This window comes from Pseudothauera rhizosphaerae (assembly GCF_004801305.1).
Classification (GTDB): Bacteria; Pseudomonadota; Gammaproteobacteria; order Burkholderiales; family Rhodocyclaceae; genus Pseudothauera; species Pseudothauera rhizosphaerae.
This window is the reverse complement of sequence record NZ_SSOD01000012.1, coordinates 44,304-64,221: the sequence shown is the minus strand read 5'-3', so window position 1 is coordinate 64,221 and position 19,918 is coordinate 44,304. Positions and strand designations below refer to the sequence as shown.

Annotated in this window: 20 protein-coding genes; 19 read left to right on the top strand and 1 reads right to left on the bottom strand. The window is 69.6% G+C overall.

What is annotated here, in order from left to right; all coding sequences use genetic code 11:
* Positions 1 to 6: 6 nt before the first annotated feature.
* Entirely contained in the window at positions 7 to 1,455 is a 1,449-nt protein-coding gene (locus tag E6O51_RS14785) for a C13 family peptidase (protein WP_136385769.1), read from the top strand.
* Positions 1,456 to 1,470: 15 nt separating this feature from the next.
* Here E6O51_RS14785 and leuA read toward each other — a convergent pair whose 3' ends face one another.
* Positions 1,471 to 3,168: a 2-isopropylmalate synthase gene (leuA, locus tag E6O51_RS14780; RefSeq protein WP_136385768.1), complete on the bottom strand. Its 1,698-nt coding sequence runs from the start codon at positions 3,166 to 3,168 to the stop codon at positions 1,471 to 1,473.
* Positions 3,169 to 3,342: 174 nt separating this feature from the next.
* On the opposite strand from leuA, the gene E6O51_RS14775 reads away from it, so the two are divergent.
* From E6O51_RS14775 to atpE, 18 genes are all read left to right on the top strand, one after another.
* On the top strand, positions 3,343 to 3,819 hold the full coding sequence (locus E6O51_RS14775) for an Lrp/AsnC family transcriptional regulator (RefSeq protein ID WP_136385838.1): 477 nt from the start codon (positions 3,343 to 3,345) through the stop codon (positions 3,817 to 3,819).
* A gap of 22 nt (positions 3,820 to 3,841) precedes the next feature.
* Positions 3,842 to 4,666 (top strand): AraC family transcriptional regulator, encoded by an 825-nt coding sequence (locus E6O51_RS14770; protein ID WP_136385767.1) that lies wholly within the window; start codon positions 3,842 to 3,844, stop codon positions 4,664 to 4,666.
* A 63-nt stretch (positions 4,667 to 4,729) separates the two neighbouring features.
* Positions 4,730 to 5,731 (top strand): DMT family transporter, encoded by a 1,002-nt coding sequence (locus tag E6O51_RS14765; protein ID WP_136385766.1) that lies wholly within the window; start codon positions 4,730 to 4,732, stop codon positions 5,729 to 5,731.
* A 287-nt stretch (positions 5,732 to 6,018) separates the two neighbouring features.
* A complete protein-coding gene (locus E6O51_RS14760) occupies positions 6,019 to 6,525 on the top strand; it encodes a sigma-70 family RNA polymerase sigma factor (protein WP_136385765.1) in 507 nt (168 codons plus the stop codon).
* Positions 6,526 to 6,529: 4 nt separating this feature from the next.
* Positions 6,530 to 7,501: a FecR domain-containing protein gene (locus E6O51_RS14755; RefSeq protein WP_136385764.1), complete on the top strand. Its 972-nt coding sequence runs from the start codon at positions 6,530 to 6,532 to the stop codon at positions 7,499 to 7,501.
* An 89-nt stretch (positions 7,502 to 7,590) separates the two neighbouring features.
* Entirely contained in the window at positions 7,591 to 10,701 is a 3,111-nt protein-coding gene (locus E6O51_RS14750) for a TonB-dependent receptor (protein WP_136385763.1), read from the top strand.
* Between the two features lie 33 nt (positions 10,702 to 10,734).
* The gene (locus E6O51_RS14745; protein WP_136385762.1) at positions 10,735 to 11,337 is read left to right on the top strand and encodes a biliverdin-producing heme oxygenase; all 603 of its coding nucleotides are present in this window, start codon (positions 10,735 to 10,737) and stop codon (positions 11,335 to 11,337) included.
* Positions 11,321 to 11,785: a YbaN family protein gene (locus E6O51_RS14740; RefSeq protein WP_211091423.1), complete on the top strand. Its 465-nt coding sequence runs from the start codon at positions 11,321 to 11,323 to the stop codon at positions 11,783 to 11,785. Before E6O51_RS14745 ends, E6O51_RS14740 begins: the two co-directional genes overlap by 17 nt.
* 62 nt (positions 11,786 to 11,847) lie before the next feature.
* Positions 11,848 to 12,570 carry a tonB-system energizer ExbB gene (gene exbB / locus E6O51_RS14735; RefSeq protein ID WP_211091422.1) on the top strand — a complete coding sequence of 241 codons (723 nt, stop codon included), beginning with the start codon at positions 11,848 to 11,850 and terminating at the stop codon, positions 12,568 to 12,570.
* Positions 12,571 to 12,583: 13 nt separating this feature from the next.
* Positions 12,584 to 13,006 carry a TonB system transport protein ExbD gene (gene exbD / locus E6O51_RS14730; RefSeq protein ID WP_136385761.1) on the top strand — a complete coding sequence of 141 codons (423 nt, stop codon included), beginning with the start codon at positions 12,584 to 12,586 and terminating at the stop codon, positions 13,004 to 13,006.
* Positions 13,003 to 13,812: an energy transducer TonB gene (locus tag E6O51_RS14725; protein WP_136385760.1), complete on the top strand. Its 810-nt coding sequence runs from the start codon at positions 13,003 to 13,005 to the stop codon at positions 13,810 to 13,812. The genes exbD and E6O51_RS14725 overlap by 4 nt, the downstream gene beginning before the upstream one ends.
* 159 nt (positions 13,813 to 13,971) lie before the next feature.
* The gene (gene mnmG, locus E6O51_RS14720) at positions 13,972 to 15,888 is read left to right on the top strand and encodes a tRNA uridine-5-carboxymethylaminomethyl(34) synthesis enzyme MnmG (protein WP_136385759.1); all 1,917 of its coding nucleotides are present in this window, start codon (positions 13,972 to 13,974) and stop codon (positions 15,886 to 15,888) included.
* Entirely contained in the window at positions 15,885 to 16,535 is a 651-nt protein-coding gene (rsmG, locus tag E6O51_RS14715; RefSeq protein WP_136385758.1) for a 16S rRNA (guanine(527)-N(7))-methyltransferase RsmG, read from the top strand. The genes mnmG and rsmG overlap by 4 nt, the downstream gene beginning before the upstream one ends.
* Positions 16,536 to 17,306 (top strand): ParA family protein, encoded by a 771-nt coding sequence (locus tag E6O51_RS14710; RefSeq protein WP_136385757.1) that lies wholly within the window; start codon positions 16,536 to 16,538, stop codon positions 17,304 to 17,306. It begins immediately after the preceding gene.
* Positions 17,307 to 17,325: 19 nt separating this feature from the next.
* Positions 17,326 to 18,192, top strand: a complete 867-nt coding sequence (locus E6O51_RS14705) for a ParB/RepB/Spo0J family partition protein (protein ID WP_136385756.1) — start codon at positions 17,326 to 17,328, stop codon at positions 18,190 to 18,192.
* Between the two features lie 217 nt (positions 18,193 to 18,409).
* Complete coding sequence (locus E6O51_RS14700) at positions 18,410 to 18,751, top strand: ATP synthase subunit I (RefSeq protein WP_136385755.1); 342 nt, start codon at positions 18,410 to 18,412, stop codon at positions 18,749 to 18,751.
* 2 nt (positions 18,752 to 18,753) lie between these two features.
* Positions 18,754 to 19,599, top strand: a complete 846-nt coding sequence (atpB, locus tag E6O51_RS14695; RefSeq protein ID WP_136385754.1) for a F0F1 ATP synthase subunit A — start codon at positions 18,754 to 18,756, stop codon at positions 19,597 to 19,599.
* A 59-nt stretch (positions 19,600 to 19,658) separates the two neighbouring features.
* The gene (atpE, locus tag E6O51_RS14690; RefSeq protein WP_002925444.1) at positions 19,659 to 19,904 is read left to right on the top strand and encodes a F0F1 ATP synthase subunit C; all 246 of its coding nucleotides are present in this window, start codon (positions 19,659 to 19,661) and stop codon (positions 19,902 to 19,904) included.
* The last annotated feature ends 14 nt before the right edge of the window (positions 19,905 to 19,918 follow it).

Here is a 19,918-nt window from a genome sequence, read left to right as displayed (position 1 = left end):
GAACCCATGGATCGAACGACGACGACAGAGTCGGGCGCGACGCCCGCCACGGTGCGGGACGGCTTGGCCATCCAGGCGCTGTACTGGCTGCGCGAGGGCGTGCGCACGGGCGTATTGCGGCGCCCGCGCTGGGAGGGGCTCGTTGCCGGCCCCGCGGTCATGCTCGTCCTGTTCGCCATCAGCGTGGGCGCTGCGGTCGGGCTGCAGCGCCTGTGGGTGGTGGGGCCGGCGGACTTCAATCTGCGCACGCTGCTCTTCGGCTGGCTGAGCACCCTGCTGGCGGCCTGGCTGTGCTATGCGCTGTACCTGCGCCGCACCGGCGACCCTGCGATCCGCGCACCCGGCGCGGCACACCTGTTCTGCCTGCTGCTGGCCCAGGGCTGCTTCCTCGCGGTCGTCTTCCTGCCGCTGGGCGCCCTGGCGGTGCGGGTGCCGCAGGAGGTGGTTCCACCCATGGTGTGGTGGGGCGCATGGATCGCCGCCTTGGGCGTGATGGGCCTGGCCCACTGGCTGGTGCTGATGCGCGGCACCGGGCGCCGGGTGCTGGCCGCCGGGGCGGCGGTGCTGGTGCTGGGCATGAATGTATTCGAGGGCAGCCAGAACGGGGAAGCCCTATGGGTGGCCCGGGAGTCCGACAGCGAGTCGTCCGACAAGCGCGAATGGCTGCGCCTGACTCAAGGCTTGATGGAACGCCAGCCCAAGCTGCTCGCCGAGCGCCTGCAGGAGCTGGAAGGCCAGCGCCCCGGCGAGGTGGAGCTGTACGCGCTGACCTTCGCGCCCTACGGCTACGAGGACGTGTTCCGCCGCGAAAGCGCCATGGTGGCCGAGGTCATGCAGCAGCGCTTCGGCGCCGGCCGCCACACCCTGCAACTGGTCAACAGCGTGGACACGCTGGAGCAGTGGCCGTGGGCGACGCCGCTGAACCTGGAGCGGGCCATCCACCACGTGGCGCACCTGATGGACAGGGAGGAGGACATCCTGTTCCTGCACCTGACCTCCCACGGCGCGGCGGATGGCGAACTGGCGGCGAGCTTCTGGCCCATGACGGTGGAGGCGATCACTCCGGAGATTCTCAAGCAGTGGCTGGACCAGGCGGGCATCCGCAACCGGGTCATCTCCGTGTCGGCCTGCTATTCGGGGAACTGGATCGAGCCGCTGGCCGACGAGCACACGCTGGTGATGACCGCAGCGGACGCAGAGAACACCTCCTACGGCTGCGGGCGCCGCTCCGAGCTGACCTACTTCGGCCGCGCCGTGTTCGACGAGCAGTTGCGCAGCCACACCCGTTCCTTCGCCGAAGCCCACGCCGCGGCGCGCCCGCTGATCGAGCAGCGGGAGAAGGAGGCGGGCAAGGACGACGGCTACTCCAACCCGCAGATCCGCGTGGGCAGCGCCATCGAGGAACGCCTGCGCTTGCTGGAACGCCGGCTCGGGGACGCGCCGGCGCGCCCCTGAACCCTTTCGTCCCGCTCAGGCCGCCAGCGTGCGTGGCGTGCCGGCGGCTTCCACGCCGAGGCGGTTCACACCGCTCACGAGCGCCCGGATGGACGCGGTGACGATGTTGCCGTCCAGCCCCACGCCGTAGCGGTCGCCGCGGCCGTCCGCGGTGAGTTCCAGGAAGGCGCAGGCGCGCGCTTCGCCGGCGTCGTGGCTGGGGGCCAGCGAGCGTTCCTCGTAGCTGCGTACGGTGGCGTGGATGCCGGCGCCCTGCAGCGCATGCACCGCGGCGTCGATGGGGCCGTTGCCCTCGCCCTTGAGCAGGTGCCGCGTGCCGGCGATCTCCACCACCAGGCGGATGCCCTGCATCTGCCCGTGCTCGAAGAGGTGGTGCTCCACGTAGCGCACGGGTTCAGCCGTGGCGAGATAGGTGGCGCTGAAGAGCTCCCAGATCGCCGCGGCGCTCATCTCGGTGCCGGTGGCATCCGTCACCTTCTGCACCTCGCGGGAGAACTCCACCTGCAGGCGGCGCGGCATGGCGATGCCGTACTCGGTCTCCAGCAGGTAGGCGATGCCGCCCTTGCCGGACTGGCTGTTCACGCGGATCACCGAGTCGTAGCTGCGGCCCAGGTCGGCGGGGTCGATGGGCAGGTAGGGCACGTTCCACGGGGCGTCCGCCTTTTGGGCGGCGAATCCCTTCCTGATGGCGTCCTGGTGGGAGCCGGAGAAGGCCGTGAACACGAGATCCCCCACATAGGGGTGGCGTGGGTGGATGGGCAACTGGTTGCAGTACTCGACGGTGCGCGCAACCGCGTTGATGTCGGAGAAGTCGAGCCCGGGCGAGACGCCCTGGGTGTAGAGGTTGAGCGCCAGGGTGACGATGTCCACGTTGCCGGTGCGCTCCCCGTTGCCGAAGAGGCAGCCCTCCACCCGGTCGGCGCCGGCCATCATGCCCAGTTCGGCGGCGGCCACGCCCGTGCCGCGGTCATTGTGGGGGTGGAGCGAGAGGATCACGCTGTCGCGGCGGGCGAGGTGGCGGTGCATCCATTCCACCTGGTCGGCGTAGACGTTGGGGGTGGCGACCTCCACCGTGGCGGGGAGGTTGAGGATGACCTTGTTCGCCGGCGTCGCGCCCCATTCCGCGGTCACCGCGTCGCACACCTCCCTGGCGAATTCCAGTTCCGTGGCCGAGAAGGTCTCCGGGCTGTACTGCAGCACGATCTCGGTGTCCGGCATGCTGGCGGCGGTCTCCTTGATGAGCCGCACCGCGGAGACGGCCAGGGCGACCACCTCGGGCTTCTCCATACCGAACACGATCTCCCGGAAGGCCGGCGAGGTGGCGTTGTAGACGTGCACGATGGCCCGGCGCGCCCCGCGGATGGATGCCATGGTGCGGCGGATGAGGTCTTCGCGGGCCTGGGTGAGTACCTCGATGGTCACGTCCGCCGGCACGTGGCCGCCTTCGATCAGGTGGCGGACGAAGTCGAAGTCGGTTTGCGACGCCGACGGAAAGCCCACCTCGATCTCCTTGAAGCCCACCGCGCACACGGTGCGGAACATGCGCATCTTGCGTTCCACGTTCATGGGCTCGAACAGGGCCTGGTTGCCGTCGCGCAGGTCGGTGCTCATCCAGATGGGGGCCTTGTCGATGACCCGGTTGGGCCATTGGCGGTCGGCGAGGCGGATGGGGGCGAAGGGGCGGTACTTGGCGGCAGGGTCCTGCAACATCATGGCGGCGCTCCAGGGGTTCTGATTACGGCTCGGGGATGGAGCAATGTTACGCAGGGCGGGGCGGTGATTGATTGCGTTGTTGCGGTGCGACAGGGGTATTTCAGGCAGATTCGTGCAGGTATGATATAAATCGTGCAATTTTCATCCGAACGGTGATGTTCCATGGCCAGCAGCATGCATCTCGACCGCTACGACCGCCACATCCTCGAACTGCTGCAGCGCGATGGCCGCATCAGCAACCAGGATCTGGCCGACCGCGTCGCCCTGTCCCCCTCGTCCTGCCTGCGCCGGGTGCGCGCGCTGGAGGAATCCGGCCTCATCACCGGCTACCGGGCCCTGCTGGACGCGAAGAGGCTGGGTCTGGCGCTGATGGCGCTCATTCACATCTCCATGGACCGCCACACGCCGGAGCGCTTCGAGCGCTTCGAGGCCGACGTGGCCGCGATCCCCGAAGTGCAGGAATGCCTGCTGATCACCGGCCAGGATGCGGACTACCAGCTGAAGGTGGTGGTGGCCGACATGGACGCCTACCAGGAACTGCTGCTCCAGCGCATCACCCGCATTCCCGGCGTCACCGGCGTGCATTCCAGCTTCGTGCTGCGCCGGGTGGTGGACCACAGCGCGCTGCCGGTGGGCCGCGGCGGCGCCTGATCCGGCGTGCTATGGTGCCCTCATGGAAGGCGTGCCCCAGTTCTTCGATGATCCCCGCGATGCGGCCCGTTACCGCCGCCCGGCCCACCTGCCGGGGGTGGAGTGCTACCGTGCCCACATCGTGCGCCACGCCTTCGAGCCCCACAGCCACGACGGCTTCGGCCTGGGGGCCATCGAAACCGGCGCGGAGCGCTTCCGCTACCGGGGCGCCGAGCACCTGGCCTCGTCCGGCGCCCTGCTGCTGATGAACCCCGGGGAACTGCATACCGGCCGGGCGGAAACCGACGGCGGCTGGCGCTACCGCATGCTCTACGTGGACCCGGATTTGGCGGAGCGGGTCACCGGCGAGCGGGGCTGGCATTTCCGCGACGCGGTGCGGCAGAACCCCGCCGCGGCCCGGCGCGCCACCGCCCTGCTCGACGCCCTGTGGGCGGCGCGCGAGTCCCTCGCCTTCGACAGCCTGCTGGCCGAACTGCTGGCGCTCTTCCGTCCCCATGCGACCGTGGGGCGCGGTGCGCACGGTGGCGCCGCGCCGCGCTTCGGTCCAGTGCTCGACTACCTGCACGCCCGTATCGCCGAACGCCTGACGCTGGACGATCTGGCCACGGTGGCGGGCCTGAGCCCCTGGCACTTCCTGCGCAGCTTCCGCGCCCAGTACCACGTCAGCCCGCAGCAGATGCTGATGGCGCTGCGCCTGGCCGAAGCCAAGCGCCTGCTCGCCGCCGGCGTGCGCCCGGCGCAGGTCGCGGCGGCGGCCGGTCTCGCCGATCAGGCTCATCTCACCCGCGCCTTCGCCTGCCGCTACGGCGTGACCCCGGCGCGCTACCAGCGCCAGTTGCGCGCCTGACGCGGCACGGACCGCAATCCGGTACAAGACTGCCGTCGCGCCCGCTGCCACACTGGCGCGACCATGTGGATCGGAACCCTCTACGCGCTGGCCGCCGGGCTGATGTGGGGCCTGGTGTTCGTCGGCCCGCTGCTGTTGCCGGACTACCCGGCCACCCTGCAGACCGTCGGGCGCTACCTCGCCTTCGGCCTGATCGCCTTGCCGCTGGCCTGGGCGGACCGCCGCGCGCTGGCGCTGCTCACCCGCGCCGACTGGATCGAGGCGCTCAAGCTCGCCGCCATCGGCAACCTGCTCTACTACCTCTTCCTCGCCAGTGCCATCCAGCGTGCCGGCGGGCCGCTGCCGACCATGATCATCGGCACCCTGCCGGTGGTCATCGCCGTGTGCGCCAACCTGCGCAACGGCGCCCGCGATGGCCGCCTGCCGTGGCGGCGGCTGGCCTTGCCATTGCTCTTCATCGCCGCCGGCATCGCCTGCGTGAACCAAGCCGAGTTTGCAGCCTTGCGGGCGGACGCCGCGGCCGACGTGGGCCGCTACGCCCTCGGCGCCCTGCTCGCGGTGGGGGCGGTGGCGTGCTGGACCTGGTATCCGCTGCGCAACGCGGACTGGCTGCGCGCCCACCCGGAGCGCAGCCCCCGCGCCTGGGCCACGGCCCAGGGCGTGGCCACGCTGCCGCTGGCGCTGACCGGCTACGGGCTGCTGTGGGGTGGCATGGCGCTGGGCGAGGCGGAGTTCTCCATGCCCTTCGGCCCGCGTCCGGCCTTCTTCATCGGCCTGATGTTCGCTATCGGCCTGTTCGCCTCCTGGCTCGGCACCCTGTGCTGGAACCAGGCCAGCCAGCGCCTGCCCACGGCGCTGGTGGGCCAGTTGATCGTGTTCGAGACCCTCTCCGCGTTCGCCTACGCCTTCATCCTGCGCGGCCAGTGGCCGGTGCTGCTCATTCTGGCCGGCATCGCGCTGCTGGTGGCCGGCGTGATCGCCGCGCTGCGGGTGAAACCGCAGTCTCCGCCGGAAGTCGCTGGAGCTGGGCAAAGGCCCGCTCCAGATGATCCACCAGCGCCTTGACCCGCGCCGGCTGGCGCCGCCCCAGGTGGGGTAGGCGGCGTACAGCGACACCGGCTCGTATCCGGCTTCCGGGAACAGCTCGATCAGGCGGCCGGCTTCCAGGTCGGCGCGGATGTCCAGGCGCGACTTGTAGGCGATGCCCACGCCCTGCAGCGCCCACTGATGCACCGGCGCGCCGCCGCTGGTCCTGGCTTGCCGTTTTCCCTGCGAGGTATTTAGAATAAGAACAATTCTCATCTGAACCAAGGCCGTTCCTTCCGTCGGCCGCTAGGAACAGGAAGGGTATCGTGGCCGCCACCGAATCCGCGCTTCATCAGCAAGTCGAAACCCTGTACGCCGGTCATCACAACTGGCTGCGCGGCTGGCTGCTCAAACGGCTGGGCGATTCCTGCACGGCCGCCGACCTGGCCCACGACACCTTCGTCCGCCTGCTCACCCGGCAAGAGGCGGTCGCCATCGAGGAGCCGCGCGCCTACCTCACCTGCATCGCCAACGGCCTGGTCATCAACCTGCGCCAGCGCCGGGCGCTGGAACGGGCCTACCTGGAAGTGCTGGCCGGGCTGCCCGAGCCCATGGCGCCCTCGGCGGAACAGCGCCAGATCGCCATCGACGCGCTGATGCGCATCGACCGCCTGCTCGACGGGCTGCCGGCGCGGGTGCGCGAAGCCTTCCTGCTGTCGCAGCTCGACGGCCTCAAGTACGCCGAGATCGCCCTGCAACTGAACGTGGACCTGCGCAGCGTCAAACGCTACATGGCCAAGGCCTTCGCCGCCTGCCTGCTTGGTCTGGACTGAAGCCATGTCCGCCTCCGTCCCCGCCGGCGCGATCCGCCCCGAAATCCTGCATGAAGCCGCCGAATGGCTGGTCCGGCTGCACGACGACGTCGTGGACGACGCCGACCGCCGCGCCTGGCGGAAATGGCTGGCGAGCAGCGACGAGCACGCGCGCGCCTGGCAGCGCGCCGAGCAACTGGCCAGCCTGGTCGGCGGCGTGCCCGGCGCCGTCGGCGCGGCGCCGCTGCGGCGCATGCGGCGCCATGGCCGCCGCGCCGCGCTGGGCGCCTTCGCCGGCCTACTGGCCGGGGTGCCGCTGGCGTGGCTGGCCTGGCGGCGCGAACCGTGGCAGTACGCCGTGGCCGACTACCGCAGCGCCGTCGGCGAGCAGCGCCAGGTCCGCCTGGACGACGGCAGCCTGCTCTACCTGAACACCGACACCCGCGTGGACCTGCGCCACGGCCCCCATGAGCGCCTGCTCGTGCTGCTGCGCGGCGAAGTGCTGGTGCACACCGCCCCCGACCCGCAGGTGCCGGCGCGCCCCTTCCTGGTCGACACCCGGCACGGCCGCTTGCAGGCGCTGGGCACCCGGTTCGCGGTGCGCCAGTTCGACGGATATAGCCGGCTGGCGGTGGAAGAGGGCGCGGTGCGGGTGTCGCCGGCCGCCGCCGCCGAGGCCGCCCGCATCGTGACGGCGGGCGGGCAGGCCATGTTCGACGGCGCCGGCGTCGCGCCCGCCGCGGCCCTGAGCCGGCACATGGTGGACTGGACCGGCGGCATCCTGCATGCCGAATCCATGCCGCTGGGCGACGTGGTGGCCGAACTGGCGCGCTACCGCGGCGGCATCGTGCGCTGCGACCCGGCCGTGGCCGCCCTGCCGGTTTCCGGCGTGTTCCAGCTCGCCGACACCGACAAGGCGCTGCGCCTGCTGCAGGACACCTTTCCGGTGCGCGTCCATTACCGCAGCCGCTACTGGGTCACCGTGGCGGCGCGCTGATCTTTTTTCCGCCGGTCTGTCCCCTTTTGCCGCGTCGCCGGGCATAGGAAATGAACACCTCATTTCCACCCATTCCGAAAGGGGCACCGATGCAAAACCTTCGTCCACCGCGCGCCGCGCCGCTCGCCCTGGCCTGCCTGCTGGCCCTGGCGCCGGCCGCGCCGCTGCTGGCCGCCGAGCCGGCCGGCGCGCAGACTGCCCAGCGCCCGCAGCGCTTCGACATTCCGCCGGGGCCGCTGGCCGGGGCGCTGAATCGGTTGGCCGCCACCGCCGGCCTCTCCCTGAGCTTCGACCCCGCGCTGGTCGGCGGCCGGCACAGCGCCGGGCTGCAGGGCAGCTTCACTGCCGGCGCGGCCCTGGCCCGGCTGCTGGAAGGCTCCGGCCTGACGTGGCGCGAACGCAGCCCCGGCGCGATCAGCATCGAACGGCAGCTCGTCGCCCAGGACGGCGTCGTCACCGGCACCCTCAACGTCGGCGGCCTGCGCGGCGACGAAGGCGGCGCCGAGCGCGACCGGCGCGGCTACGACGACGTCTACGACCTGGACGTGTCCACGTCCTACCTCGGCAAGACCGAAGTCGAGCGCTACAAGGGCGCCACTCCTTCCGACCTGCTCACCGGCGTGCCCGGCGTGTTCAGCGGCGACGCCCGCAACAGCGGCGCGCTCGACGTCAACATCCGCGGCATCCAGGGGCCGGGCCGCGTGCCGGTCACCATCGACGGCACCGAGCAGGCGCTGACCGTCTGGCGCGGCTACAACGGCGCCAGCAACCGCAACTACATCGACCCCAACCTCATCGGCGGCATCCAGATCCTCAAGGGGCCCTCGCTCACCCGCAACACCTACACCGGCATCGGCGGCGCCATGGTGGTCAACACCCTGGACGTGGATGACGTTCTCGACCCCGGCCAGACCTTCGGCGGCGAAATCAAGCTCGAAGGCAGCAGCAACTCGGTGGACCCGCGCCTGCCCAGGCTGCGCACCGGCGAGGATTACCGGACGGTCGAAGGCTTCCCGCAAGGCACCCCCAACTTCCCCTACAACGACCGCACGCTGACGGTGCAGCCCAAGCGCGGCGGGGGCGGCTACAACGTCTTCGACGGCGGCGACCACGCCTACCGCCTGGCCTTCGGCTGGCGCCCCGCCGAACAACTGGACCTGATGGCCGCCTACGCCTACCGCGAGCGCGGCAACTACTACGCCGGCAAGCGCAACGCCGGCTACTACTCCAGGGAGCGCACCAGCTCCGCCGACGACTACATCACCAACATGGCCCGCTACTGGCTGCCCGGCAACGAAGTGCCCAACACCTCCAGCCAGATGGAATCCTGGCTGTTCAAGGCCACCTGGCGGCCCAGCCCCGACCAGGCCGTGCAGTTCGGCTACCGCGACAGCCTCACCTACAACGGCGAGATCATGCCCTCGCGCATCATCGAAGCCGACGACCGCGGCGCCGTCCAGTGGCCGCTGAGCCGGGTCGATGCCAAGGCCTACAACCTGGAATACAAATGGCAGCCCGCAGGCAGCCGCTGGGTCGACCTCTACGCCAATCTGTGGCACACCGACACCCGCAGCGACACCTACACCGCCGGCGGCTTCCCCAACTTTGCCTTCGGCCCGGCCGCCCCCTACCTTTTCAACACCGCCCTGCGCGGGCAGGACAGCGGCCGCAGCGGTGTCACCCTGAGCAACAAGATGGCCGTGCTGGACAGCCTGGATCTCACCCTGGGCGGCAGCTACCAGTACGAAAAGCTGCGCTCCGACCGCGACCCGAGCGGCCGCATGGACCCCAACCTGCCCAGTTGGAACGGCATGTGGAGCTACCCGCGCGCCGGCCGGCGGCAGGAATGGGAAGGCAGCTTCAACCTCGACTGGCGGCCCGCCGGCTTCCTGAGCTTCAGCGCGGGGGCGCGCTATGCCAGCTACTGGGCCTTCGACGATTTCCTCAAGGAGCACGAGGGGCAGATCAGGAGCGTGGTGACGACGGGGTACGACGATTTTTCCTACTGGACCGAGGCACCGAGGAGCCAGTCCGATATCGACGCCGATATCGCCACCTACCGCCTGCTCGGCCAGCTCGGCTTCTACACGCCGGAGATGGTCGAAATGCTGATCGCCAGCGTCTCCCGCACCGTGAGCACCACCCACGACCTGCCCGGCACATGGTTACCGGACGGGAACGGCAACTACACGAAAGCGAGCTATCCCTGCTTGAACGGCACGCTCGACGGTGTGGCCAACGTCGTGCACTGCTCCGGTAATCCCATCCGACGCACCGAAACCGACAAGGCCAAGACCCGCAGGGACCGCGGCTGGGTGCCCTTCTTCGCCGCCACGCTCAACTTCAGCGACTACAGCCGCGCCTATTTGCGCTACGGCGAAACCCTGCGCTTTCCGAGCCTGTTCGAAAGCACCATGGCCTTCTCCTCCTCGCTCAACCCCTGGGGCGTCAAGCCCGAACACGCCTACAACTGGGAAGCCGCCTACGTCCATGACCTGAGCCCGCTGTTCGGGCCCGGCACCGTCGCCGACGTCAAGCTGGCCTACTACGACAACAAGACCCGCGACGCCATCGAGCGCGACGGCAGCTTCAACTTCAACAACGTGGACGAGCACCGCATCCGCGGCATCGAACTGAGCGGGCGCTACGACAACGGCCGCTTCTTCACCGACCTGGGCATCAACTACAACCTGGAGAACACGGTCTGCGATGAAGACACCGCGGCCAAGCTGAGCACCACCAACGGCTACGTCCCCGGCAGCGGCCGGCTGGTGCCGGACTGCGTGGACTACGGCTTCCCCGGCGGCTACCTGCTCACCCAGTCCGCCCCGGACCTCTCGGCCACCTGGGCGCTCGGCGGGCGCTTCCTGGAGCGCCGCCTGGAAATCGGCGGCCGCGCCACCTACTACCGCGAATACCGCAACGACGACCTGGAATGGTTCCGCCGCAATTCCTACCAGGATTGCATCGGCCAGCAAGCCAATTGCGGCGGGCGGTTCGTCTACACCTTCAACGTCCCCTTCTCCTGGGGCAACACCCTGCTGTTCGACGCCTACGTGCGCTACCGGCTGGACAAGAACCTGGCCCTCGAACTCACCGGCACCAACCTCACCGACCGGTACTACGTGGACCCCGCCACGCGCTCCGCCGTCGCCGCGCCGGGCCGCAGCATCAAGCTCAGCCTCACCGGCCGCTTCTGAACCCTTTCTTCAACCCTGCCCGGACCCTTCTCCATGACCACGACTGAAACCACCTCCACCCGCAGCCAGCGCCTGAAGGCCGCCACCCACGCCACCCACGACGTGCTCGACAAGCGCGTCATGGCCGGCGACATCTTTGCCAGCCGCGACCACTTCGCCCGCTTCCTGCGCGTGCAGTACCGCTTCCACCGCGACATCGAGGCGCTGTACGCCGACCCGGCCCTGGCCGCCCTGCTGCCGGACCTGGCGGCGCGCTGCCGGCGGCCGCAGGTGGCGGCGGACCTGACCGCCCTCGGCCAGCCGCTGCCGCCTCCCGCGCCGGCCCGGCTGACCGCCGGCCTGCCGCTGCCCGAAGCGCTGGGCTGGCTGTACGTGGCCGAAGGCTCCAACCTGGGCGGCACGCTGCTGTACAAGTGGGCGCACGAAAAGCTCGGGCTGGACCAGAACTGCGGCGCCAGCCATCTGGCCGCCCACCCGGAGGGCGCGGCGCGCCACTGGCGCGAATTCACCGCCGCGCTGGACGCGGTGGCGCTGTCGCCGGCGCAGGAGGCGGCGGTGATCGCCGCCGCCGAGGAAGCCTTCCGCACCGTGCATGGCTACGTGGACGAAGAATTTGGCGGTGCCGTTGCCCGCTGAGCAGGGGCCGCTGCCCGCGCCGCCCGCTGCTGCCTCGCCGCCCCCCTCTCTGTCCGTGCCTGCAGCCGCGCCCGTGCCGCCGCCGCTGCAGGGCTGGCGGCGCGTGCTGCTGCTGTGCCTGGCCGTGATCAGCCTGGGCGTGGCCGGCGTGGGCGTGGTGGTGCCGGGCCTGCCGACCACGGAATTCGTGCTGCTGGCGGCCTGGGCGGCGGCGCGCAGTTCGCCCCGGCTGCACGGCTGGATCGTACGCCACCGCCTGTTCGGCCCGCTGCTGGCGCACTGGCAGGCGGGCCGCCTGCCGCGCCGGGCCAAGTGGGCGGCCACCGCCACCATGAGCCTGGCCGCCACGGTGGCGGCGCTGACCGTGCCGCACCCCGTCGGCGTGGCGCTGCTGGTCGCCTGCATGGCCGGCGTGCTCGTCTGGTTGTGGCGGCGGCCCGAGCCCTGAACGCGGGGCGCGTCCGCGCCGGATGCGCCGCCGATCTTTCCCTCGATGAACTGGATGAAAACATGCAAGCCGATTTCGTTACCCTGCCGCCCGACCTGACGCCCTGGAAGATGTTCCTGCATGCCGACGTGGTGGTGCAGGCGGTCATGGCCGGGCTGGCCCTGGCCTCCATCGCCACCTGGACGGTGCTGGTCGCCAAGACCTGGGAACTGTCGCGCATCGGCCGCGGCCTGCGCGCCGCCGGCGCGGTGCTGGCCCAGGCCGGGCACCTGCCCGAGGCGGCGGACAATCCGCATCTGGACCAGGGCGTTGCCCAGGCCCTGGTCCAGGCCGCCCTGCTCGAACTGCGGCAGTCGGCCGGCCTGGCCGACAAGGCCGGCATCAAGGAACGCCTGGCCCTGCGCCTGGAACGCATCGAACTGGCCTGCGTGCGCCATCTGCGCACGGGCACCGGCCTGCTTGCCACCGTCGGCGCCACGGCGCCCTTCGTCGGCCTGTTCGGCACCGTCTGGGGAATCATGAACAGTTTCATCGGCATCGCCCGGGCGAACACGACCACCCTGGCGGTGGTGGCGCCGGGCATCGCCGAGGCGCTGCTGGCCACGGCCCTGGGCCTGGTGGCCGCGATTCCGGCGGTGGTCATCTACAACCATTTCACCCGCCGCCTGGGCGGCCTCAAGGGCAGCCTGGGCGACCTGTCGGCCGGCGTGCAGCAACTGGTGTCGCGCGACCTGGACCGGCGCGAGTCGCCAAAGGCCGGCATTGCTGCCGTGGCCGGCCACTGACGGAGGCGGCCCGATGGCCATCGCCACCCGCCGGGACGACGACGACCCGGACGAAAACCACGAGATCAACGTAACCCCGTTCATCGACGTCATGCTGGTGCTGCTGATCATCTTCATGGTGGCCGCGCCCCTGGCCACCGTGGACGTGCCGGTGGACCTGCCGGCGAGCACGGCGCGCCCGCAGCCCAGGGAAGGGGAGCCGGTGTACCTGACCGTGCAGGCCGATCTGAGCCTGACGCTGAACCAGGCGGCGGTGACGCGGCAGACGCTGGCGGCCGAACTGGCGCGGGCGACCGGCGGCGACCCTGAGGAACGCATTTTCCTGCGCGCCGACAAGGGCGTGCCCTATGGCGAGCTGATGGAAGCGATGAACGCCCTGCGCGACGCCGGCTACCTCAAGGTGGCGCTGGTGGGGCTGGAGGCCGGGGCGCGATGAGCGGCCCCGCCTGGGCGCCGGGCGAGCGCGCGGGACTGCGCTGGGCGGGCAGCCTGGGCATCGTGCTGCTGGCGCACGCGGCCCTCATCGCCGCCGCGCTGCGCTGGCATGCCCCGCGCGAAGCCGAACCGCCCCCGCAGCCGGCGTCGGCGGTGATGGTGGAACTGGCGCCGCTGCCGGCCGCGCCGCCGGCGCCGCCCACCGCCTTGCCGCCCGGCCCGGCGCAGCAGGCGCAGCGCAAATCCCGCCCGAAGGCCGAATCCGGGCCGGCGCCGAAGCCGGCCCCGCGCCCCGTGCCGCGGCAAGCGCATGCGGAAGTCGCCGAGCCGCAGGCGCCCGTAGACACGGCCGCAGCACGGCAGCAAAGCGCCGAAGACGCCCCCGCCGACGCCGCCCGGGCAGAGGCGAACGGCCAGGCGGACGTGGCATCGAGCACCGCTCCGCCCAGCGTCCAGGCCCCGCCCGGCAGCCGCTATGCCGCCAGCCAGCCGTCGTCGGGCGCGGCCAGCCAGGCGGCGGCCACCTGGCAGGCGCAGTTGCTGGGCCACCTGGAACGCTTCAAGCGCTACCCGCGGGCGGCGCAGCGGCGGCGCCTGGAGGGCGTCGTGCTGGTGCGCTTCGCCGTGGACCGGCAGGGCCGGGTGCTCAGCGTCGGCATCGCGCGCGCCAGCGGCCACGCGCCGCTCGACGACGAGGCCGTGGCCACGGTGCACCGCGCTGCCCCGCTGCCGCCCCCGCCGGCGGACATTCCCGGCGATCCGGTGGAGGTGACGACGCCGGTGGATTTCTTCCTGCGCGGGCGTTAGCGCCCGCCGGGCAGGCCCGGGCGGTGTTTGCTCGCTGGGGCAATAAACCAATGTTTGGCAATGATTATTCCGTGAAACAAAGCCGCTCCTCGCTAGGCTTTTGCGCCGCAACGGCGTAGAATCGCCCGCCTTTCCCAGCCCGGAAGCGCGGAGCGCAGCATGCTCTACCCCACCCGTTTCGACGTCATCGTGGTCGGCGGCGGCCACGCCGGGACCGAGGCTGCGCTGGCCGCGGCCCGCATGGGCTGCCGCACCCTGCTGCTCACGCACAACATCGAGACGCTGGGCGCGATGAGCTGCAATCCGTCGATCGGCGGCATCGGCAAGGGGCACCTGGTCAAGGAGGTGGATGCCCTGGGCGGCGCCATGGCGGCGGCCACCGACGAGGGCGGCATCCAGTTCCGCATTCTCAACGCCTCCAAGGGCCCGGCGGTGCGCGCCACGCGGGCGCAGGCCGACCGGGTGCTGTACAAGGCGGCGATCCGCAAGCGGCTGGAGAACCAGCCCAATCTGTGGCTGTTCCAGCAGGCGGTGGACGACCTCACCGTGGCGGGCGACCGGGTTACCGGCGTGGTGACGCAGATCGGCTTGCGTTTCGAGGCGCCGGCCGTGGTGCTGACCGCCGGCACCTTCCTCAACGGCCTGATCCACGTCGGCCTGGAACACTATTCCGCCGGCCGCGCGGGCGATCCCCCCGCGATCTCGCTAGGCCAGCGCCTGAAGGAACTGAAGCTGCCCCAGGGGCGGCTGAAGACCGGCACGCCGCCACGCCTGGACGCGCGCAGCATCGATTTTTCCGTGATGACGGTGCAGCCGGGCGACGATCCGGTGCCGGTGTTCAGCTTCCTCGGCCACGCCGGCCAGCACCCGGCGCAACTGCCGTGCTGGATGACGGAGACCAATCCCCGCACCCACGACGTCATCCGCGCCAATCTCGACCGTTCGCCGATGTATTCCGGCGTGATCGAGGGCGTGGGGCCGCGCTACTGCCCGTCCATCGAGGACAAGATTCACCGCTTCGCCGACAGGGACAGCCATCATGTCTTCCTGGAGCCGGAAGGGCTGGCGACCCACGAGATATACCCCAACGGCATCTCCACCTCGCTACCCTTCGACGTGCAGTTGGCCATCGTGCGTTCCATCCGCGGCCTGGAGAACGCCCACATCCTGCGCCCCGGCTACGCCATCGAGTACGACTACTTCGATCCGCGCAATCTCAAGTCCTCGCTGGAAACCAAGTCCATCGCCGGGCTTTTCTTCGCCGGCCAGATCAACGGCACCACCGGCTACGAGGAAGCCGCCGCCCAGGGCCTGCTCGCCGGCGCCAACGCCGCGCTGCAGGTGCAGGGCCGCGGGCCCTGGTGCCCGCGCCGGGACGAGGCCTACCTGGGCGTGCTGGTGGACGATCTCATCACCCGCGGAGTGTCCGAGCCCTACCGCATGTTCACCTCCCGCGCCGAGTACCGCCTGCAACTGCGCGAGGACAACGCCGACCTGCGCCTCACCGAAAAGGGCCGCGAACTGGGTCTGGTGGACGACGCGCGCTGGTCCGCCTTCTGCGCCAAGCGCGAGGCGATCGAGCGGGGCACCACGCAACTGAAGGCCGCCTGGGCGCGGCCCGAGGCGATTCCCGCGGACGAGCAGATGCGCGTGCTGGGCAAACCCCTGGAGCGCGAGCAGCGCTACTTCGAGCTGCTGCGCCGCCCGGAGACCACCTATGCCGGCCTGATAAGCCTGCCCGGCTCGCCGGCAGAAGCCGAGACCGACCCCCAGGTGGTGGAGCAGATCGAGATCGCCGCCAAGTACCAGGGCTACATCGACCGCCAGCAGGACGAGGTGGCGAAACAACTGCAGGCCGAGGCCACCCGCCTGCCGGCCGACCTGGACTATGCCCAGGTGCGCGGGCTCTCCAAGGAAGTGCAGCAGAAGCTCAGCGCCCACAGGCCGGAGACCATAGGCCAGGCGGGCCGTATCCAGGGCGTGACCCCGGCGGCCATCTCCCTGCTGCTGGTGTGGCTCAAGCGCCGGGAACTGGCCGCGCGGGGTGCCGACGACGACGGGCGCAAGTCCGCATGAGCGTGCTTGAGCCGTACCGCGGCCAACTGGCCAAAGGGCTGGCGGCCCTCGGTCTGGATTTGCCGGCCGGAACGCAAGAGCGGCTGATCGCCTTCGGCGAGCTGCTGCTGAAATGGAACCGGGTCTACAACCTCACCGCGCTGCGCGCGCCCGAGGAGGTGGTGACCCACCACCTCCTCGATTCGCTGGCGGTGCTGCCGCATCTGGCGGGCGTCGAACGCCTGGCGGACATCGGCTCCGGTGCCGGCCTGCCGGGCATCGCGCTCGCCGTCGTGCGCCCGGAACTGGAAGTGGTGTCCGTGGAGACGGTGAACAAGAAGGCCGCCTTCCAGCAACAGGCGAAGATCGAACTCGGGCTCGCCAACTTCCGGGTGGAAAACCAGCGGGTGGAGAAGCTCGCCGCGGATCGTCCCTTCGACGGCGTCATCTCGCGCGCCTTCGCGGAACTGGCCCTGTTCGTCGAACTGGCCGGCCACCTAGTGGCGCCCGGCGGGCGCATCTTCGCCATGAAGGGCGTGTATCCTGCCGAGGAAATTGCCCGCCTGCCGGCCGGCTGGCAGGTCGCCGCCATCCACCGGCTGGCGGTGCCCGGGCTGGACGCGGAGCGCCACCTGATCATCCTGCAACGGGATCGCAAAGAGGACTGAATGGCTCGCATCTTCTGTGTCGCCAACCAGAAAGGCGGGGTCGGCAAGACCACCACCAGCGTCAATCTCGCCGCCGCGCTGCACCAGGCCGGCCAGCGCACGCTGCTGGTGGACCTGGACCCCCAGGGCAACGCCACCATGGGCAGCGGCGTGGACAAGCGCGCGCTGGAAAAGTCCGTCTACCACCTGCTGGTGGGCCTGGCGGGCCTGGCCGAGGCGCGCACCGCCTCGCCCACCGGCGGCTTCGACATCCTGCCGGCCAACCGCGACCTGGCCGGAGCCGAAGTCGAACTGGTGGACCTGGAGCGGCGCGAAGGCCGCCTGCGCGACGCGCTGCGGGAGTTCGACGCGGACTACGACTTCGTGCTCATCGACTGCCCGCCGTCCCTGTCCATGCTGACGCTCAACGCCCTGTGCGCCGCCCACGGGGTCATCATCCCCATGCAGTGCGAGTACTACGCACTGGAAGGGCTTTCGGACCTGGTAAACACCATCAAGAAGGTACACGCCAACCTCAACCGCGACCTGAAGATCATCGGCCTGCTGCGCGTCATGTTCGACCCGCGCATGACCCTGCAGCAGCAAGTCTCCGCCCAGCTCGAAGGCCACTTCGGCGACAAGGTGTTCCGCGCCATCGTGCCGCGCAACGTGCGCCTGGCCGAAGCGCCCAGCCACGGCATCCCGGGCGTGGTGTACGACAAGTCCGCCAAGGGTGCGCAGGCCTACATGGCCTTCGCGGAAGAGATGATCGAGCGGGTCAAGACGCTCTAACCGAAAGACCGACACCGCCATGACCCCACCTAAACTCAAAGGCCTGGGCCGCGGCCTGGATGCGCTGCTGGCCGCCAACCGCGACGACGACGTTGAACAGGGCGAACTGCAGACCCTGCGGGCCGAACTGCTGCAGCCCGGCAAGTACCAGCCGCGCACGCGCATGGACCCCGGTTCGCTGGAAGAGCTGGCGGCCTCGATCAAGGCCCAGGGGGTCATGCAGCCCATCCTGGTGCGGCCGCTGCCGGCGGTGGATGGCTCGCCGCGCTACGAGATCATCGCCGGCGAACGGCGCTGGCGCGCCGCGCGCATCGCCGGGCTGGCGGACGTGCCCTGCCTAGTGCGGGATATCCCGGACGAGGCCGCGCTGGCCATGTCGCTGATCGAGAACATCCAGCGCGAAGACCTGAATCCCCTCGAAGAGGCCGGCGGCATCCAGCGCCTGATCGACGAGTTCGGCATGACCCACCAGCAGGCGGCCGATGCGGTGGGGCGCTCGCGCCCGGCCGCGTCCAACCTGCTGCGCCTGCTGAATCTCGCCGTGCCGGTGCAGGAACTGCTGATGGCCGGCGACATCGACATGGGCCACGCGCGCGCACTGCTGCCGCTCGACGGCGCGAACCAGATCCAGCTCGCCAACCACGTGGCCGCCCGCGGCCTGTCGGTGCGCGAGACCGAGCGCCTGGTGCAGCACACGCTCAACCCGCGCCAGAAGAAAGCCGCGCCACCGCCGGACAGGGACCTGCTGCGCCTGGAGGAGGAGCTTTCCGACGCCATCGGCGCCACGGTGAAGATCAAGGCCAACCGCAAGGGCGTGGGCGAGGTGGCCATCCGCTTCGCCGATCTGGATCAGCTCGACGGCCTGCTCGCCAGGCTGAGGCAATAGGCATCCCCTGAATAACCATGTGATGGATATGGGAATTTTGCCCGGCCGGGCGAGATGGCTGAATGGGGGGGCATTTCATGGTCATATATAAGACGCATGACCGTCCCGGCCGGATCATGTTGCACCGCATCGGCGGTTTGACTTTGTTACGGTTAACCCCTAGTATTGCCCGGATTTTCGAAGCGGTGGCGCGGCTCCTCGCGCACCGGCAAGGCACATGCTGAAGGCGGTTCTACTGCAGCTTGGCGCAACCCTCCTCGCAACGGCCATCGGGGCCGTTTTTTTCGGGCAGCGCGGCGCGGTCTCCGCGGCATTGGGTGGCCTGTCGGTGGTGATTCCGAGCTGGTTGTTCGCCCTGCGCCTGGCCGCGCTGGCCCGGCGCGGCGCAACGACCCATGTCGCCGCCTTCGTCGTCGGCGAACTCGTCAAGGTTGCGTCGATCGTGGGATTGTTGATGCTGGGTCTGGCGCTGTATCCGGACGCCCATTGGGGCGCCCTGCTGATCGCGCTGATTCTGGCACTTAAAGCGAACTTGTTTGCATTTTTGGTAAAGACCTGACCATGGCTGGAAACGCTCCCACCGCATCCGAATACGTCGTCCACCACCTGACGCACCTCAACAACACGGGGCACGCGCAGAAGAACATCGTCGACTGGTCCGTGATCAATCTGGACACGATGTTCTATTCCCTTTCCATCGGCCTGCTGACCGTCTTCCTGCTGTGGCTGGCGGCGCGCAAGGCCACCTCCGGCGTGCCGGGGCGCTTCCAGGCCATCGTCGAGCTGCTCGTCGACATGGTGGCCGACCAGGCCAAGGGCATCGTGCATAGCGCCGAGTCGCGCCGTTTCGTTGCCCCGCTGGCGCTCACCGTCTTCGTCTGGATCTTCCTGATGAACGCCATGGACCTGCTGCCGGTCGATCTGCTGCCGCGCGTCTGGGAATGGATCTACGCCGCCGGCGGCGGAGATCCGCATCACGCCTACCAGCGCGTGGTCGCCACCGCGGACCTGTCGGCGACGCTGGGCATGTCCTGCGGCGTGCTGCTGCTGTGCCTCTGGTACAACGTCAAGATCAAGGGCGTTTCCGGCTGGGTGCACGAACTCTTCACCGCGCCCTTCGGTGCCCATCCGCTGCTGTGGCCGGTGAACTTCGCCATGCAGATCATCGAGTTCCTGGCCAAGACCATCTCCCACGGCATGCGGTTGTTCGGCAACATGTACGCCGGCGAACTGATCTTCATCCTGATCGCGCTGCTGGGTTCCACCGCCACCGTGTTCGGCTTCCTGGGCCACGTGGTCGCCGGCACCATCTGGGCCATCTTCCACATCCTGATCATCACCCTGCAGGCCTTCATCTTCATGATGCTGACCCTGGTGTACATCGGTCAGGCCCACGAAGGCCACTAAGATTTCGTTTTTGTTGTACCTGGTTTTTAAACTCACCTACCTGTAAGCAAGGAGTCGTCATGGAAAACGTTCTGGGTTTCGTTGCGCTGGCCGCCGGTCTGATCATCGGTCTGGGTGCCATCGGTGCATGTATCGGCATCGGCATCATGGGTTCCAAGTACCTCGAAGCCTCCGCCCGTCAGCCCGAGCTGATGAACGCGCTGCAAACCAAGATGTTCCTGCTGGCCGGTCTGATCGACGCCGCGTTCCTGATCGGTGTCGGTATCGCCATGATGTTCGCCTTCGCCAACCCGTTCCAGCTCTGATCGGTTCGGTTCGT